This window comes from Stutzerimonas decontaminans (assembly GCF_000661915.1).
Classification (GTDB): Bacteria; Pseudomonadota; Gammaproteobacteria; order Pseudomonadales; family Pseudomonadaceae; genus Stutzerimonas; species Stutzerimonas decontaminans.
On record NZ_CP007509.1, the window covers coordinates 970,619 to 986,776 of the forward strand.

General features: G+C 62.5%; 17 protein-coding genes. 10 read left to right on the forward strand and 7 right to left on the reverse strand.

Features of this window, described 5'->3' with window-relative positions:
- Window positions 1-103 precede the first annotated feature (103 nt).
- On the reverse strand, window positions 104-808 hold the full coding sequence (locus UIB01_RS04425) for an SIMPL domain-containing protein (RefSeq protein ID WP_038657241.1): 705 nt from the start codon (window positions 806-808) through the stop codon (window positions 104-106).
- A 153-nt stretch (window positions 809-961) separates the two neighbouring features.
- Between UIB01_RS04425 and UIB01_RS04430 the strand changes: the two genes are divergently transcribed.
- The 6 genes from UIB01_RS04430 (at window position 962) to UIB01_RS04455 (ending at window position 5,801) form a co-directional block, all read left to right on the forward strand.
- Complete coding sequence (locus UIB01_RS04430) at window positions 962-2,215, forward strand: ATP-binding protein (protein WP_038657243.1); 1,254 nt, start codon at window positions 962-964, stop codon at window positions 2,213-2,215.
- Window positions 2,216-2,248: 33 nt separating this feature from the next.
- The gene (locus UIB01_RS04435) at window positions 2,249-2,809 is read left to right on the forward strand and encodes a response regulator transcription factor (RefSeq protein WP_038657245.1); all 561 of its coding nucleotides are present in this window, start codon (window positions 2,249-2,251) and stop codon (window positions 2,807-2,809) included.
- A gap of 109 nt (window positions 2,810-2,918) precedes the next feature.
- On the forward strand, window positions 2,919-3,860 hold the full coding sequence (locus UIB01_RS04440; protein WP_038657247.1) for an AEC family transporter: 942 nt from the start codon (window positions 2,919-2,921) through the stop codon (window positions 3,858-3,860).
- A 186-nt stretch (window positions 3,861-4,046) separates the two neighbouring features.
- Window positions 4,047-5,021, forward strand: a complete 975-nt coding sequence (locus UIB01_RS04445) for a M23 family metallopeptidase (RefSeq protein WP_038657249.1) — start codon at window positions 4,047-4,049, stop codon at window positions 5,019-5,021.
- On the forward strand, window positions 5,002-5,358 hold the full coding sequence (locus tag UIB01_RS04450) for a hypothetical protein (RefSeq protein WP_038657251.1): 357 nt from the start codon (window positions 5,002-5,004) through the stop codon (window positions 5,356-5,358). Before UIB01_RS04445 ends, UIB01_RS04450 begins: the two co-directional genes overlap by 20 nt.
- Before the next feature lie 17 nt (window positions 5,359-5,375).
- Window positions 5,376-5,801 (forward strand): bactofilin family protein, encoded by a 426-nt coding sequence (locus UIB01_RS04455; protein ID WP_038657253.1) that lies wholly within the window; start codon window positions 5,376-5,378, stop codon window positions 5,799-5,801.
- Window positions 5,802-5,834: 33 nt separating this feature from the next.
- Here UIB01_RS04455 and UIB01_RS04460 read toward each other — a convergent pair whose 3' ends face one another.
- From UIB01_RS04460 to gatC, 6 genes are all read right to left on the reverse strand, one after another.
- On the reverse strand, window positions 5,835-6,923 hold the full coding sequence (locus UIB01_RS04460; protein ID WP_038657255.1) for a calcium/sodium antiporter: 1,089 nt from the start codon (window positions 6,921-6,923) through the stop codon (window positions 5,835-5,837).
- Window positions 6,924-6,959: 36 nt separating this feature from the next.
- The gene (locus UIB01_RS04465) at window positions 6,960-8,045 is read right to left on the reverse strand and encodes a calcium/sodium antiporter (RefSeq protein ID WP_038657258.1); all 1,086 of its coding nucleotides are present in this window, start codon (window positions 8,043-8,045) and stop codon (window positions 6,960-6,962) included.
- Window positions 8,046-8,102: 57 nt separating this feature from the next.
- The gene (locus UIB01_RS04470; RefSeq protein ID WP_038657260.1) at window positions 8,103-8,507 is read right to left on the reverse strand and encodes a septal ring lytic transglycosylase RlpA family protein; all 405 of its coding nucleotides are present in this window, start codon (window positions 8,505-8,507) and stop codon (window positions 8,103-8,105) included.
- 137 nt (window positions 8,508-8,644) lie between these two features.
- Window positions 8,645-10,090 carry an Asp-tRNA(Asn)/Glu-tRNA(Gln) amidotransferase subunit GatB gene (gene gatB, locus UIB01_RS04475; protein WP_038657263.1) on the reverse strand — a complete coding sequence of 482 codons (1,446 nt, stop codon included), beginning with the start codon at window positions 10,088-10,090 and terminating at the stop codon, window positions 8,645-8,647.
- 11 nt (window positions 10,091-10,101) lie between these two features.
- The gene (gene gatA, locus UIB01_RS04480; protein WP_038665411.1) at window positions 10,102-11,553 is read right to left on the reverse strand and encodes an Asp-tRNA(Asn)/Glu-tRNA(Gln) amidotransferase subunit GatA; all 1,452 of its coding nucleotides are present in this window, start codon (window positions 11,551-11,553) and stop codon (window positions 10,102-10,104) included.
- Between the two features lie 14 nt (window positions 11,554-11,567).
- Entirely contained in the window at window positions 11,568-11,855 is a 288-nt protein-coding gene (gene gatC, locus UIB01_RS04485; protein ID WP_038657264.1) for an Asp-tRNA(Asn)/Glu-tRNA(Gln) amidotransferase subunit GatC, read from the reverse strand.
- A gap of 318 nt (window positions 11,856-12,173) precedes the next feature.
- On the opposite strand from gatC, the gene mreB reads away from it, so the two are divergent.
- From mreB to UIB01_RS04505, 4 genes are all read left to right on the forward strand, one after another.
- Window positions 12,174-13,211, forward strand: coding sequence for a rod shape-determining protein MreB (mreB, locus tag UIB01_RS04490; protein WP_003302863.1), 1,038 nt, complete (start codon window positions 12,174-12,176; stop codon window positions 13,209-13,211).
- 100 nt (window positions 13,212-13,311) lie between these two features.
- Window positions 13,312-14,304: a rod shape-determining protein MreC gene (mreC, locus tag UIB01_RS04495; protein WP_080695050.1), complete on the forward strand. Its 993-nt coding sequence runs from the start codon at window positions 13,312-13,314 to the stop codon at window positions 14,302-14,304.
- On the forward strand, window positions 14,301-14,789 hold the full coding sequence (gene mreD, locus UIB01_RS04500; RefSeq protein ID WP_038657268.1) for a rod shape-determining protein MreD: 489 nt from the start codon (window positions 14,301-14,303) through the stop codon (window positions 14,787-14,789). Before mreC ends, mreD begins: the two co-directional genes overlap by 4 nt.
- Before the next feature lie 198 nt (window positions 14,790-14,987).
- The gene (locus UIB01_RS04505) at window positions 14,988-16,136 is read left to right on the forward strand and encodes a PEGA domain-containing protein (protein ID WP_038657270.1); all 1,149 of its coding nucleotides are present in this window, start codon (window positions 14,988-14,990) and stop codon (window positions 16,134-16,136) included.
- The last annotated feature ends 22 nt before the right edge of the window (window positions 16,137-16,158 follow it).

Consider the following 16,158-nt stretch of genomic DNA (forward strand, 5'->3'; position numbering starts at 1 on the left):
CAGGTTCTCATTTGTCTCGTCAAAACGGTCGCCAGCCCTTGCATGGCGCGGGCTGGCTATTTGTAAGCAGATATTTACATGTGGTCCGAATGGTCCGCTTTGGTCACGGCATCTGAACTTCGATGACGCCGTCGGCGTTGATCGTCACCTGGCGAGTGCCTGCCTCGATCTCTGGTATCGGTGCCGACTCCATCATGTCCATCTTCATGGCACTGCTTCGCATGACCGGCTGGAATCCGCCGCCGTTGAGGTTGAGGCTCACCAGCTTGTAACCGCTGCCGCCGAGTGCTTCGGTCGCCAGCTGCGCGCGCGCCTGGAACGCCGCTACGGCATCCTTGAGCAGCGCATCCTCATTCTGCTTGCGGATCGGGTCGGAAACGCTGAAGTGCATGCTGCCCATTTTCAGGCTCTTCATCAGTTCTGCGGTCAGCTTGGACAGGCTGGCGAAATCGCCGCTTTCCAGGCGCAGCTCGGCGCGTTCTCGCCAGCCGGTGATCTGCTGACCCTTGTCGTCGTAGACCGGATAGCTGTTGCGGCTGCCCTGGCTGACGATCACGTCCTTGTTTTGGCGAGCGGTCTGCAGCGCCTGGTTCAGCGTGCGAGTCGTCTGCGCCGCGAGCTCGGCGGGGTCGCTGTGCTGGGCTTCGCTGTAGAGCGTGACGTGCATGCGGTCATGGGCCACTTCGCTGCTGACTTCGGCGCGCAGGGCGACCTGGTTGTAGCGGGCCTCTTCGGCCATGGCGGGCAGGCTGGTGGCGCTCGCGAGCACGGCGACGAGGGCTGCGCGGCGGAGGAGGGATGGGTGCATAACGAGTCCTTGGCATGGGCACCGGGTCGGTGCGGTAGCTCAAGACTCTAACTCCGCCCGCGAATGTGTGCAGCAGTCCGTGCGTCGAGTTGCCGCATTTCGGGCTGGCTTGCGAACGGCTTGGTTATACTCCGCCGAATTGTTGGAGACTCCATGTACGCATCCGTCCCGCTGCTGTCGGCCAGCCGGCAGAACCTTCGGCTTCTGACCCTTATTCGCATCGTGGTACTGGCCGCGCAGTCCGGCGCGGTCGGTGTGGCCTACGCAACCCAGCTGCTGACGCTGCCCTGGCTGGCGCTGGGTATCACCTTGGCGGTGTCCGCTGTGCTTTGCCTGGGGACCGCGCTGCGCTTGCGCGGGCCCTGGCCGGTCACCGAGCTCGAATATGCGGTGCATCTGGGTTGTGACCTGCTGATCCACAGCGCGCTGCTGTATTACTCGGGCGGCTCGACCAACCCCTTCGTTTCCTATTACCTGGTTCCGCTGACCATCGCTGCGGCGACCTTGCCCTGGCTATATTCCATTGTGCTCTCCGGCCTGGCGCTGCTGGGCTACACGTTGATGCTGATCTGGTACGACCCGCTCACCCTGCCTCCATTCGAGCGTGCGACGCTGCAGGTCTACGGCATGTGGCTGAGCTTCGCCCTGGCGGCGGCGCTTATCACTTTTTTCGTCGCGCGCATGGCCGAGCAGCTGCGCCGCCAGGAGCAGCAGCAGGCCCAGCGCCGTGAGGAGAGCATGCGTGACCAGCAGTTGCTGGCAGTAGCGACCCAGGCCGCCGGAGCAGCCCATGAGCTGGGCACGCCGCTGGCGACCATGAGCGTGCTGCTCAAGGAACTGCGGCAGGAATACAAGGATCCGCAGCTGAACGAGGATCTCGGCCTGCTGCAGTCGCAGGTCCAGCTCTGCAAGGAGAGCTTGCGACAGCTGGTGCGGGCCGCCGAGGCGGATCGTCGGCAGGCGGTGGTCGAGCAGACCGCTCGCGAGTGGGTCGAGTCGGTATTGCAGCGCTGGCACCTGATGCGTCCCGAGGCCACCTACCGCTTCCACTGCGTGGGCCTAGGCAGCGCGCCGAAGCTGATGCCGCCAGCGGACCTCAGCCAGTCGCTGCTCAATCTGCTGAACAACGCCACCGATGCCAGCCCGGAAGATTTGGAGATCCGCCTGGACTGGGACGCGCAGTGGATTCGGCTGACCATCCGCGATCATGGTGCTGGCGTGCCGCTGGCCATCGCCGAGCAGATCGGCCGGCCGTTCATCACGACCAAGGGCAAGGGGTTTGGCCTTGGTCTGTTTCTCAGCCAGGCCAGCGTTACGCGCGCTGGTGGCACCGTGAAGCTCTACAATCACGAAGAAGGTGGCACACTGACCGAACTGCGCCTGCCACATGGTTCGGTACGCGCCTGACCCTGATCGTGACCAATGCGAGGAAATGCACAGATGACCGACGAGTTGCAGCAAGAGGGTGAAGAGCAACCTCACCTGCTGTTGGTGGATGACGATCCGACGTTCACCCGGGTGATGGCTCGCGCCATGAGCCGGCGTGGGCTGCAGGTCAGCATCGCCGGTTCGGCTGACGAGGGCCTGGCCCTGGCCAAGCAGGATATTCCCGACTATGCGGTGCTTGACCTGAAGATGGAGGGCGATTCGGGGCTGGTACTGCTACCCAAGCTGCTCGAGCTGGACCCAGAGATGCGGGTGCTGATCCTGACCGGCTATTCCAGCATCGCTACCGCTGTGGAGGCGATCAAGCGCGGCGCATGCAATTACCTGTGCAAGCCTGCCGACGCCGACGATGTGCTGGCAGCATTGCTGTCCCAGCATGCCGACCTCGACAGTCTGGTTCCAGAGAACCCCATGTCGGTCGATCGCCTGCAGTGGGAGCACATCCAGCGGGTGCTCAGCGAGCACGACGGCAACATTTCCGCTACCGCTCGTGCGCTGGGCATGCACCGGCGGACCTTGCAGCGCAAATTGCAGAAGCGTCCGGTTCGACGCTGATTCGAAAAGGCAATTTCGCGGGGGCCGGGCGTCGTCAGCGACACGGCCGTTGAGCCCTCGCGTAGCTCATGCTTTATGCTTGCACCTCTCGTAGTTGCAGGCTTTTTCCATGCTTCCCCTCGTACTGCAGACCCTGAGTGTCACCGCTCCGGTGTTTGCCATGCTGTTTCTCGGCGTTACGCTCATGCGGCTGCGCTGGATCGACTCTGCCTTCGTGCATACTGCCTCGTCGCTGGTGTTCAAGGGCACCATGCCGACGCTGCTGTTCATCTCGATCATCAAGGCCGATCTGAATGCGGCGTTGCAGCCAGCACTGCTGCTCTATTTCATTCTCGCCACGGTAGCGACCTTTGCCCTGGCGTGGGTTTGGGCGCTATGGCGCTGCCCCGCACCTGACCGCGGCGTATACGTCCAGGGTGCGTTTCGTGGCAACAACGGGATCGTCGGTCTGGCGCTCGCCAGCAGTCTCTACGGTGACTACGGCCTTTCGCTCGGTGGCGTGCTCGCGGGTGTGGTGATCCTGGTCTACAACAGCCTGTCGGCCATGGTCCTGGCCATCTACAGCCCCGATGGACAGGTCGGTCCGAAGGACATTCTGCTCAGCATTCTGCGCAATCCTTTGATCATTGGTGTGGTGGCGGCGGTGCCGTTTGCCTATTGGCAAGTCGTTCTGCCGGGCTGGCTGATGACCTCGGGTCAGTACTTTGCGCAGATGACCCTGCCGCTGGCGCTCATCTGCATCGGCGCCACGCTTTCTCTGGACGCATTGCGCAAAAGCAGCGGCAGCGCGCTCAGTTCGAGTCTGATGAAGATGGTCTGGTTGCCGGCACTTGCGACGCTGGGCGCCTGGGCCTGCGGCTTTCGCGACGCGGAGCTGGGTATCCTGTTTCTCTACTTCGCCAGCCCAACGGCGGCGGCGAGCTTCGTCATGGCACGCGCAGTCAATTCCAATCATCAACTGGCCGCGACCATCATCGTCATCACGACGCTGATGGCGGCATTGAGCATCAACGTCGGGTTGTTCCTGCTGGGTTGGTTGGGCTGGATCTAGTCAGCGAGCGTCAACGAATCTGCGAGCCGTTCGTCGCGAATGCGCTGCTTCGGTTTAAGAATCGCCCCGCGATGGTCGTAATCGGTCATCAGGCCTCAGAAAAAAAAGCGCGTTTCCGTCAAATTGCCCTGGACGTTCAACGGCTTGCCTATCGAGGCGGCCGCTCTATGTTCTAGGGAATCATTCATGGCATTTTTCACACCTACGAACCGATCGCTGACACGTGGCGATATCCGTGTGGTGAACCCGCGCCGACTTGTGCTGCCAGCTCTGGCGACGGTGCTGACGATGAGCCTGTGTAGCTTCGCTGGCGGGATTTGGGTCGGCAGCGATCGGCTTGTGCAGACCGAGATCACCTTTCAGGACGAGGCTAGCGAAGACGAAGGCCGCTTCGCGATCGCGCGCGTCGGCGAGGTGGTTGGGCGACTGAAGTCCCTTGAGTCCGATCTGCTCGCGCTGCAACAGATGCTGGACCAGCAGCAGGTGCTGCACGGTCAGCTGTCCGCTCTGGATCCGACACTGCTGCCGATTCTCGCGCCTGATCGTCCTGTGCGTGCAGGGCAGGGCGGTGCGCTTTTGCCGCCTCGAGGCTGCTCCGGCGAGCTGTCGGCAGACGGCGATCATGCCACTCTCGCGGATCTGCAGCGCAGCGAAACCTCGGCGCGCTGCATGCGTGTAATGCTCGATAGTCTGATGCAGCGAGTGGCCGAGCGTAACGCGGCGCTCATGGCTATCCCTTCGAAGCGGCCGGTGGGTGAGGCTCGCCTCGGTTCGGCGTTTGGCAATCGCATTGATCCGTTCCGCAAGACGCTGGCGTTTCATTCAGGAGTCGATTTCGCCTTGAAGTCCGGCTCCGACGTTGTCGCGGCGGCTGGCGGTCGGGTGCGTTTCGCCGGCTATCGAGGTGCTTACGGCAAACTGGTGGAGATCGACCACGGCAACCGCCTGGTTACGCGCTACGCGCACCTGTCGCGCCTGGATGTGCGCCAAGGCGATGTGGTCACGCCGGCGCAGCGCATCGGCGCTGTAGGCTCCACCGGGCGCTCGACTGGCCCGCATCTGCATTTCGAAGTGCTGCACAAGGGGCGCTTCGTCGACCCGCAGCGTTTCCTCGCCCTTGGTGATCTGGAGCGCGTCAGCGATGACCTGGCTGACGACTAAACGCCCTTCCACCCGCGAGCTGCTGCGTGCCGAACACCGTCCGCATGCTGCGCGCAGCGTGCGGACGGGGCGCTGGATCATATTCGGGTTGCTGTGCGTGATCGGCGCGTTGCTTTATCTGCGCAACCAGGAGCAGGCGATCCACGCACTGCAGATCGAGGCAGTGAGTCGGGAGAGCCTGGCGTTCAAGGCCGAACTGGAGCAGAGCCGGCTGCAGCGTCAGGAAAACCAGGCCACCGAAGAACAGTTGCTCAGGCGCATTGCCACCCTCTCTGCACAGGTCGAGCGCCTGCAGACCGACTTGGCCTTCTTCCGTCAGCAGAAGAAGGCCCGTTAACCTTTTTGGAGTAGATGATGTTCAACAAGAAGAAGCCGGTATCTCGCGTCACCATCGATCAGTTTTCCAGCTTGGTCTCCGGAAATCTTTCGCTGGTCGGGGACATGACGTTCGAGGAAGGGCTGAAGGTCAGCGGCGAAGTGCGCGGCAATGTCTGCCACAAGCCAGGCACCCATAGCCTGCTGGCGTTGAGTGCCGAGGGCAGGATCGAAGGAAACGTCAGTAGTTACGATGCACTGATCGATGGCACCATCGTCGGCGATCTGGTGGTAGAGCACCTGCTCGAGCTGCATTCCAACGCGCGCGTGCGCGGCAATATCCGTTACCGTCAGCTGAGCATGGAAAACGGTGCGGTCGTCGACGGCAGCCTCAGTCGCATGGGGGACGAAGAAGAAACTGCACAGGTGTTCGAGTTGCCGCGCCCGCAGGCTCGCGAAGGCTGAGTGCGGGCGGGCCATCAGGCCCGCCCTTTGGGCTCAGCGCTGGGTTTTCCAGGCTCGAGCGGCAATCACCAACAATGTAATGACAGTCAGCGGTAGCGCGTATCCGAGCATGGCATCGCCGAAGGTTTCGGCGAATGGCCGGCCCGTGCTGGTCAGCACGAGATACAGCGTATACGCCACGTAGTAGGCAACGAACAGTGCGCCTTCCCAGCGGTTGATGCTGTAACCGGCAAAGAAGATCGGCAAACAGGCAACGGCTACCGCGATCATCACCGGGAAGTCGAAAGCCAGTGCGTTGGGCGATACGCTGATCGCCTGCGGCGACACCAGTGAGGCGAGGCCGAGCACGCAGAGCAGGTTGAACAGGTTGCTGCCGACGATGTTGCCGACGGCAATATCCCGCTCGCCGCGGAAGGCTGCCATGATCGAGGTTGCCAGCTCAGGCAACGAGGTGCCGATGGCGATCACGGTCAGGCCGATGACCAGCTCCGACAGGCCGAGCGCCCGGGCCAGGGCAACGGCACCCTCAACGAGGAAGTTGGAGCCCACCACCAGCAACACGAGGCCGGCGATCACTAAACCGGCATTGATCAAAGCCGCATGCGGCTTGGCCGGCTCGTCCAGGCCAAATTCCTTGGCAAACTCGTCATCCGCGCCGGCGGCTTTACTCTCACGGCGACTGCTAATGACCAGGAACAGGGTGTAGACCACCACCGCGGTGAACAGCAGCGCGCCATCAATGCGGCTGAGTTCACCGTCCCAGGCCAGGCCGAAGGTCACCAGGCTGGCGCCGATCATGATCGGCACATCGAGGCGAATTAGCTGGCGCGATACCACCAGCGGTGCGACTAGAGCGGTCATGCCGAGAATCAGCAACACGTTGGCGATGTTGCTGCCCAGCACGTTACCGATGGCGATGTCGCCGCTGCCGTTGAATGCGGCCTGCACACTGACCGCCGTTTCCGGGGCGCTGGTGCCGAAGGCGACCACGGTGAGGCCGATGACCAGCGGCGAAATACCGAACTGGGCGGCAAGCTTGGCTGCGCCGCGCACCAAGACCTCCGCGCCGGCAACGAGCAGCACTAGGCCGGCAATGAGGTAGGCAAAAGTCATCAGGGTCACGATGTGGCGCTCCGCAAAAGATCTAGAAAGGTGGGGTCAGCGCTGGCGTTGCCAGGCGCGCAGGAAGATCACCAAAAGCGTGACGGCCGTCAAGGGGAAGGCGAACCAGAGCATCGCATCGCGCAACAACTCGATGGCACCAAGGCCCGTGGCAAACATCACCAGATAGAGGGTGTAGGCCAGGTAGTAGGCGAAGAACAGCAGGCCTTCCCAGCGGCGGATGCAGTAGCCGGAAAAGAAAATCGGCAGGCAGGCGACGAATACGGTCAGCATTACCGGAAAGTCGAACGACTGCGCGTTGGGCGAAATGGAGAGGCCCTCCGCCGACACCGCTGCACCTGCCCCGAGCACGAGCAGCAAATTGAAGATGCAGCTACCCACCACGTTACCCACAGCGATGTCGCGCTCACCCTTGATAACCGCGAGCACCGAGGTCGCCAGCTCCGGCATCGAAGTGCCGACCGCTACCACCGTCAGGCCGATGATCAGCTCCGATAGGCCTAGCGCCCGCGCCAGGCCGACGGCCCCTTCGATCAGCAGGTTCGATCCGCCCACGAGCAGCCCCAGGCCCAGCACGATCAGCAATAGCTGCAGCATCCAGGCGGACGGTTTTTCATTATCGGCGGGGCCAAATTCCGCAGCGAACTCGTCGGCGTCCGTGGCGGGCTTCTCTTTTTTACTGGCGGCCACCAGAAACAGGGTATAGCCGACCAGAGCTACGAGAAGAAGCGTGCCGTCCAGGCGGCTGATACTGCCGTTCCAGGCCAAGACATAGCAGAGCAGGCCGGCACCGATCATGACCGGGACGTCCAGGCGAATCAGTTGCCGGGACACCACTAGCGGGGCGATCAGCGCGGAAAGGCCGAGGATCAGCAGGATGTTGGCGATGTTGCTGCCGATCACGTTGCCCACCGCGATATCCCCGCTTCCGCTCAGTGAGGCCTGCACGCTGACTGCAGTTTCGGGGGCGCTGGTGCCAAAGGCGACTACCGTCAGGCCAATGATCAGCGGCGGAATACCGAAGCGGCTGGCCAATTTGGCGGCACCGCGGACCAGCGCTTCGGCACCCACGACGAGCAGGACCAGTCCGCCGATGAGATAGGCGAAGGTCACCAGTGACATGCGAGCGCTCCTTTCAAGTCAGGGCGAACGCGAATGGGCGTCGGGTTCAGGGATGCTTCAGTCATGGACGGTTTCGATACGTACGCGGGCCACGCCACTTTCCAACATGTCCAGTTGTGCCGCGGCGGCGCGGGACAGGTCGATGATGCGGCCACGGCGGAATGGCCCGCGGTCGTTGATCCGCACCACCACCTGCCTGCCGTTCCGCTCGTTGGTGACACGCACCCGCGTGCCGAAAGGCAGGCTGCGATGGGCGGCCACCAGCGCGTTCTGGTCATGGGTTTCGCCGTTGGCGGTGCGTTGGCCGTGATGCATTCGTGCGTAATAGGAGGCCTTGCCGCTCTGGCTGAAGCGATCCTGCGTAGTTGGGGTTGCCTTGGTTGGTTGCGTCGCTTGGCGATCGGCGCAACCGCTGGCCAACAAGGCCAGGAGCAATAGGGCAGCAAAGCGTGTCAGGCGCATGAACAATCCTTCCGTTGGGTCGATCGCTGAGTCGGCGATGGCCGGCGGCAGGTGTGGAAAAGTTCTTGCGATGCCGGGAGCTCTCATGGTGATGTCCGCGATTGTTGCGGTGCAATCGCGGACTACCATCGCTCAGCTTAGCCTTCGAGCTTTTTCTTCAGCAGTTGGTTCACCTGGCCCGGGTTCGCCTTGCCCTTGGATGCCTTCATCGCCTGGCCGACGAAGAAGCCGAACATCTTGCCGCGCTTGGCTTCGTCGCTGGCACGGTACTGTTCGACCTGCTCGGCATTGGCCGCCAGCACTTCGTCGAGCATCGCCTCGATCGCGCCGGAGTCGGTGACCTGCTTGAGGCCTTTCTTCTCGATGATCTCGTCAGCCGAGCCTTCACCAGCGGCCATGGCTTCGAAGACCATCTTGGCGATCTTGCCGCTGATGGTGTCGTCCTTGATGCGCAGGATCATGCCGCCCAGCTGCTCGGCGGCTACCGGCGACTGCTCGATCTCCAGGCCTTCCTTGTTGAGCAGGCTGGACAGCTCGCCCATTACCCAGTTGGCGGCCAGCTTGGCGTCGCCGCAGGTGGCATTGACCTGTTCGAAGTAGTCGGCCATCTCGCGGCTGGCGGCCAGCACCGTGGCGTCATAGGCGGAGAGACCGAACTCGCGCTCGAAGCGTTCGCGCTTCTGCACCGGAAGCTCCGGCAGGCTGGCGCGCACTTCGTCGAGGAAGCTCTGCTCGATCACCACCGGCAGCAAATCGGGGCAGGGGAAGTAACGGTAGTCGTTGGCTTCTTCCTTGCTGCGCATGGAGCGCGTCTCGTCCTTGTTCGGATCGTACAGGCGGGTTTCCTGCACCACCTTGCCGCCGTCCTCGATGAGCTCGATCTGCCGTTGTACTTCGTGATTGATGGCTTTCTCGATGAAGCGGAACGAGTTGACGTTCTTGATCTCGGCGCGGGTGCCGAACTCGGTTTGCCCCTTGGGTCGTACCGAGACGTTGCAGTCGCAGCGCAGCGAACCTTCGGCCATGTTGCCGTCGCAGATGCCGAGGTAGCGCACCAGGGCGTGGATCGCCTTGACGTAGGCGACCGCTTCCTTGGCCGAACGGATGTCCGGCTCGGAGACGATTTCAAGTAGCGGCGTGCCGGCGCGGTTGAGGTCGATGCCGCTCATGCCGTGGAAGTCTTCGTGCAGGCTCTTGCCGGCGTCCTCTTCCAGATGCGCGCGGGTGATGCCGATGCGCCGCGTGCTGCCGTCTTCCAGGGTAATGTCCAGATAGCCCTTGCCGACGATGGGATGGTCCATCTGGCTGGTCTGGTAGCCCTTGGGCAGGTCGGGGTAGAAGTAGTTCTTGCGCGCGAAGACGTTCTTCGGCGCGATCTCGGCATCGATCGCTAGGCCGAACTTGCAGGCCATGCGCACGGCTTCGGCATTGAGCACCGGCAGGGTGCCGGGCATGCCGAGGTCGACCAGGCTGGCTTGGGTGTTGGGCTCGGCGCCGAAGGTGGTGGCGCTGCCGGAAAAGATCTTCGACTGGGTCGCGAGCTGTGCGTGAATCTCCAGCCCGATCACGGTTTCCCATTGCATCTTCAATCTCCTCAGAATCCGGCCGGGGCGCGCATGTGCCAATCGGTGACTTGTTGATACTGGTGCGCCACGTTGAGCAGGCGCGCTTCCTGGAAGTACGGCGCCAGCAGCTGCACGCCTACCGGCAGACCATCGATGAAGCCGGCCGGCATCGACAGGCCCGGAATGCCCGCCAGGTTGGCGGTGATGGTGTAGATGTCTTCCAGGTAGGCGGAAACCGGATCGGCGTTCTTCTCGCCCAGCTTCCAGGCCAGGTTCGGCGTGGTCGGGCCGAGGATCACGTCGACCTGCTCGAAGGCAGCGACAAAGTCCTGCTTGATCAGGCGGCGGATTTTCTGAGCCTTGAGGTAGTAGGCATCGTAGTAACCGGCGGACAGCGCGTAGGTGCCGACCATGATGCGCCGCTTGACCTCGTCACCGAAGCCTTCGGCGCGCGAGCGCTTGTAGAGGTCGGTGAGGTCGACCGGGTTTTCGCAGCGATAGCCGAAGCGTACGCCATCGAAACGCGAGAGGTTGGAAGAGGCCTCGGCTGGCGCGATCACGTAGTAGGAAGGAATCGCATGCTGCATGTTCGGCAGGCTGATTTCCGTGACCGTGGCGCCGAGCTTCTTCAGTTCCTCGACGGATGCCATGACGGCGTCAGCGATCTTCGGATCGAGGCCAGCGCTGAAATATTCCTTCGGCAGGCCGATGCGCAGACCGGCGAGCGGCTGGCTCAGCGCGGCGAGGTAATCGTCCAGCGGCTGGTCGACACTGGTGGAGTCCTTGGCGTCGAAGCCCGCCATCGCCGACAGCAGCAGCGCGCAGTCTTCGGCCGTGCGTGCCATGGGGCCGCCCTGGTCGAGACTGGAAGCGTAGGCGACCATGCCCCAGCGCGAGACGCGGCCGTAGGTGGGCTTGAGGCCGGTGAGGTTGGTCAGCGCGGCCGGCTGGCGGATCGAGCCGCCGGTGTCGGTGCCGGTCGCGGCAGGTAGCAGTCGGGCGGCGATGGCTGCCGCGGAACCACCGGATGAGCCGCCCGGGACGCGGGTCAAGTCCCAAGGGTTTTTAACCGGGCCGTAATAGCTCGACTCGTTGGCCGAGCCCATGGCGAATTCGTCCATGTTCAGCTTGCCGAGCGTAACCGTGCCAGCTGCTGCGAGCCGTTCCACGACGGTGGCGTTGTACGGGGCCTTGAAGTTGTCGAGAATCTTCGAGCCGCAGCTGGTGCGAATGCCCTGGGTGCAGAACAGGTCCTTGTGGCCGATCGGCGCACCGAGCAGCACGCCGTTTTCACCGGCGGCACGGCGCGCATCGGCGGCTTTGGCCTGTTCGATGGCGAGTTCGTCGGTCACGCTGATGAAGGCATTGAGCTGCGGGTCGAGCTGCTCGATGCGAGCCAGCGTCGTGCGAGTCAGTTCCTCGGCGGAGAAGCGTTTTTCGGCGAGGTTGCGGGCGATCTCGGCAAGCGTCAGGTTGTGCATGTCGGTGTCCTTCATCACTCGATCACTCGCGGGACCAGATAGAGACCATCTTCCACGGCAGGTGCGATGGCCTGGTAGGCATCACGCTGGTTCGTTTCCGTGACCGTATCAGCACGCAGTCGCTGGGTGGTTTCCAGCGGGTGGGCCAGCGGTTCGATGCCGGTGGTGTCGACCGCCTGCATGCGATCAATCAGGCCAAGAATGTTATTGAGGGTCTCGGTGGTGCGGGGCAGGTCGGCTTCAGACAGGCCCAGGCGGGCCAGATGAGCGATCTTTTCCACCTCGGTGCGTTCAAGCGCCATCGGGTATCTCCAGCGGAAAGCGAATCGGGCTGCACCTTCCGTCGACTGGACGGGGCGCATGGCGGCACGGGACGAGCCGTGGCAATGGGCTTTCGGGCCCGGAAAAGCCGCCAATCTTACATGCCCAAGGCAGTTATCGGTAGCGTGGGCGCGGTATCTGGGCTTAGGATGAGGCTCGGCCACCATCATGCGATCCAGCGCGCAATTGGCTCACATCCGGCACTACGCGGGCGGACTCTCGCCTTGCCCTAACTTCGCACCATTGTTAGAGTTTGCGGCACTTTTTTCCCCACGCGTTTGCCCCAGGGCCCTTTTCCCATGTTCAAGAAACTGCGTGGCATGTTTTCCAGTGATCTGTCGATCGACCTGGGCACTGCCAATACCCTTATTTATGTGCGCGATCGCGGCATCGTTCTCGACGAACCCTCTGTCGTCGCTATCCGTAGCCACGGCAACCAGAAAAGCGTTGTCGCGGTAGGCACCGAGGCCAAGCGCATGCTGGGCCGCACTCCGGGCAACATCAATGCTATCCGCCCGATGAAGGACGGTGTGATCGCCGACTTCAGCGTCTGCGAGAAGATGCTGCAGTACTTCATCAACAAGGTGCACGAGAACAGTTTTCTGCAGCCCAGCCCGCGTGTGCTGATCTGCGTGCCCTGCAAGTCGACCCAGGTCGAACGTCGTGCCATTCGTGAGTCCGCGCTGGGTGCCGGTGCCCGCGAAGTGTTCCTTATCGAGGAACCGATGGCTGCGGCGATCGGTGCCGGTCTGCCGGTCGACGAAGCGCGCGGCTCGATGGTCGTGGACATCGGTGGTGGTACTACCGAGATCGCGCTGATTTCCCTCAACGGTGTGGTCTACGCCGAATCCGTTCGGGTCGGCGGCGATCGCTTCGACGAATCCATCGTGACCTACGTGCGCCGCAACTACGGCAGCCTGATCGGTGAATCCACTGCCGAGCGTATCAAGCAGGAAATCGGTACCGCTTTCCCAGGCGGCGAAGTCCGCGAAGTGGACGTCCGCGGCCGCAATCTGGCCGAAGGCGTGCCGCGCAGCTTTACCCTGAACTCCAACGAAGTGCTCGAAGCCCTGCAGGAGTCGTTGGCGACCATCGTCCAGGCGGTCAAGAGCGCGCTGGAGCAGTCTCCGCCGGAGCTCGCTTCCGATATCGCCGAGCGCGGTCTGGTGCTGACTGGCGGTGGCGCGCTGCTGCGCGATCTGGACAAGCTGCTGGCTCAGGAAACCGGCCTGCCGGTGATCGTCGCCGAAGAGCCGCTGACCTGCGTGGCCCGTGGCGGCGGTCGTGCACTGGAAATGATGGATCGTCACGCCATGGACCTGCTGTCCACGGAGTGAGTCCGGCGCCGCTGTTCTCATGACAAGCCGAAAGATCCGGTCGCGCCGGCTTTCGGCTTGTCGCGTTTAGTCTCAAGCTTTTGTTCGTGAGGTAGTTGCAATCAAGCCGCTATTTGCCAAAGGACCTTTGCTCGGTGTGCGCCTGCTGGTGTTCGTCGTGCTTTGCGTCGTGCTGATGGTGGTGGATGCACGCTTCGACGCGTTGAAGACAGTACGCAGCCAGATGGGGCTGGTGCTGACGCCGTTCTACTGGGTCGCCGACATGCCGGTGCGAATCTGGAGAGGTGCGACCGAGCAGATCGCCAGCAGCAACAGCCTGATGGCGGAAAACGAGAAGCTCAAGGCCGAGGCCTTGCTGATGCAGCGGCGCCTGCAGAAGCTGGCCATGCTCACCGAGCAGAACGTGCGCCTGCGCGAGTTGCTCAACTCGGCGGCCTTAGTGGATGACAAGGTCATCGTCGCCGAGCTGATTGGACTCGACCCCAATCCGTTCACCCATCGCATCCTGATCGACAAGGGCGAGAGGGATGGGGTCTTCATGGGGCAGCCGGTGCTGGATGCCAGTGGTCTGATGGGACAGGTGGTCGAGGTGCTGCCCTACGCCGCGCGCGTACTGCTGCTCACCGACGTCACTCACAGCATTCCGGTCCAGGTCAATCGTAATGGCCTGCGCGCTATCGCTGTGGGTACCGGTAGCCCCGACTATCTGGAGTTGCGTCATGTGGCCGAAACCGCAGACGTCAAAGCCGGGGATCTGCTGGTCAGCTCCGGGCTTGGTCAGCGGTTTCCAAGCGGCTATCCAGTGGCTCAGGTGACCGAGGTGGTGCACGGCTCTGGTCAGCCATTCGCTATCGTGCGCGCGGTGCCGACCGCGATGCTCAATCGCAGCCGTTATCTGATGCTGGTCTTCAGTGATTCGCGGACACCGGAAGAGCGTGCAGCTGCTGCAGCAGAAGCGCAGGCTGACGCCGATCAGAAGGCGGCCGCCGAGGGTGGCGAGGCGGCTGCTGCGCCGGGCGAATCCGACGCAGGCGTCGTCGCCCAGCCGGCTGCCGAAACACCGGCAGCGCCGACATCGGGGGTGGGGCAATGATCAGTGGGCGTCCGAACAATGGATGGGTCATCTGGTTCAGCCTGACGGTTGCCCTGTTGCTGAGCGTCGCGCCAATGCCGGGTAATGCGGAGCTGGCGCGGCCGCTGTGGTTGGGTTTGGTCATCGCCTTCTGGTCGCTGGCGCTGCCGCATCGCGGCGGTCTGGGCGCTGCGTTCTGCTTTGGGCTGGCCCAGGACGTTCTCGCCGGAACCCTATTCGGCCAGAGTGCCTTGCCGCTGATCTTGATCGCCTTCCTGGTGTTGAGTCTGCAACAGCGCCTGCGCATGTTCCCGCTATGGCAGCAGAGTATGGTGCTGCTGGTTGTGCTCGGCCTGGCTCAGTTGGTCCAGCTGTGGCTCAACACATTGACCGGCAACCGGCCTCCGACCCTGCTCTTCCTGGTGCCGGTACCCATCAGCGCGCTGCTATGGCCTTGGATATTCGTAGCCTTGCAAGGCATGCGTCAGCGGTTCGCTGTCTACTGAGCGACCACGCCCGCATCGGTTGCTCCCGCCTGCTGCGCCGAATTAAAAGTATTCTTTTTAGTGTGGGTTTGTGTCGCCCGGCACGGCTTATGCCTTGATGGGGCAGGGCAATTCTGAAATCATGCTGCCACCATGGCGTTCAGCTATTACTGATATCTGCTTCAGACAACGATAAGCACAACAGCACGGGCGATGAGTATGGAAGCTGGCAGTACGATTTTTTCCAGGCCGCAAGTCTCTCGCGGTGCCCGTGCGGTGCTGGCCACCGGCGCAGTAGGGTCGTTGCTGATGGCCCTGGTCATGAGCACTGGTTATACCCAAGCCGATAGCGCCCCGCAGGCCGCGCAGCTGGCCAAGTTGTCGACCCCGGATACGCTTTCCACTGCCGCCGTCCCCTCAGAACCCGCTGCCGACTCGCCCCGCGCCGAACAGCTGGCTACCAAGATTGCAGAACTCGACTCCATCCTTCTTGAAAAGCAGAAGCTTGAAGATGCCCTGCGCGCTGCAAAAAGCGAGCTGGCGGCCGTGCAATTGCAGTTGGCCAATAGCAAGAAGCTGATTCGCCTGGAGGTCGACGACTTTCTTGGTCAGAGCGCCGAGCGCAAGCGGCTTGATGAGCTTTTGGACGAGCACAGGCGCAGCGTTGAGGCAGCTACAGCCATCGGTGAGCGCGTCGATGTTCTGGAAAAGGACTTGGGCAGCCAGCACCTGAGATTTTCACTCGCGGCGCGAGATGTTGACCGCCTCAGGACCCAACTCGCTGCCGAGGTTCGCGAGCGCAACAGCAAGAAGATTCAGGCAATCGCTCGCAAACTGGACAAGACCATTCGCTTCGAGCAGTCAGTCTCGTTCCGTTGTTCCGCTAGCAAGAGCCTTGCGGCCTGCCTGGCCGAGCACCGCAACGACGGTCAGATGTCGCAATGGGTGCTGGACAACTATCAGCGTGCGCTGGCCGAGGACATCCGTGAGCAGGTTGCCGATGTCGAGCTGGACACCGCCTGGTACCGCTACCGCACACGTACCGATTTCGCCCAGGCGAGTATGAGCCTGGACGGCACCGTCAATGCGCAGATGAACGTCGAGGCAACCATCACGGCGAAGAAGATGATGCCGTGCGCGATCCTCGATGTGCCTTACGAGCAATGCGACAGCAAGACCCACTCGCTGATCGTGCGCAGCAACAAGTACGACGATCAGGTCCGCATCAACGATCAGGAGCATGGCGCCACGCCGGTTTCGCTGGTGCTCGACAGTGGCGTCTACGACATCCAGGTCACCTCCGGTGGTGTTACCCAGAAGCGAACCCTGTCCCTCAAAGGCGATCAGGTGGTCAACTTCAAGTTCTGATTCATGCCAGGCGTAGCCCTTA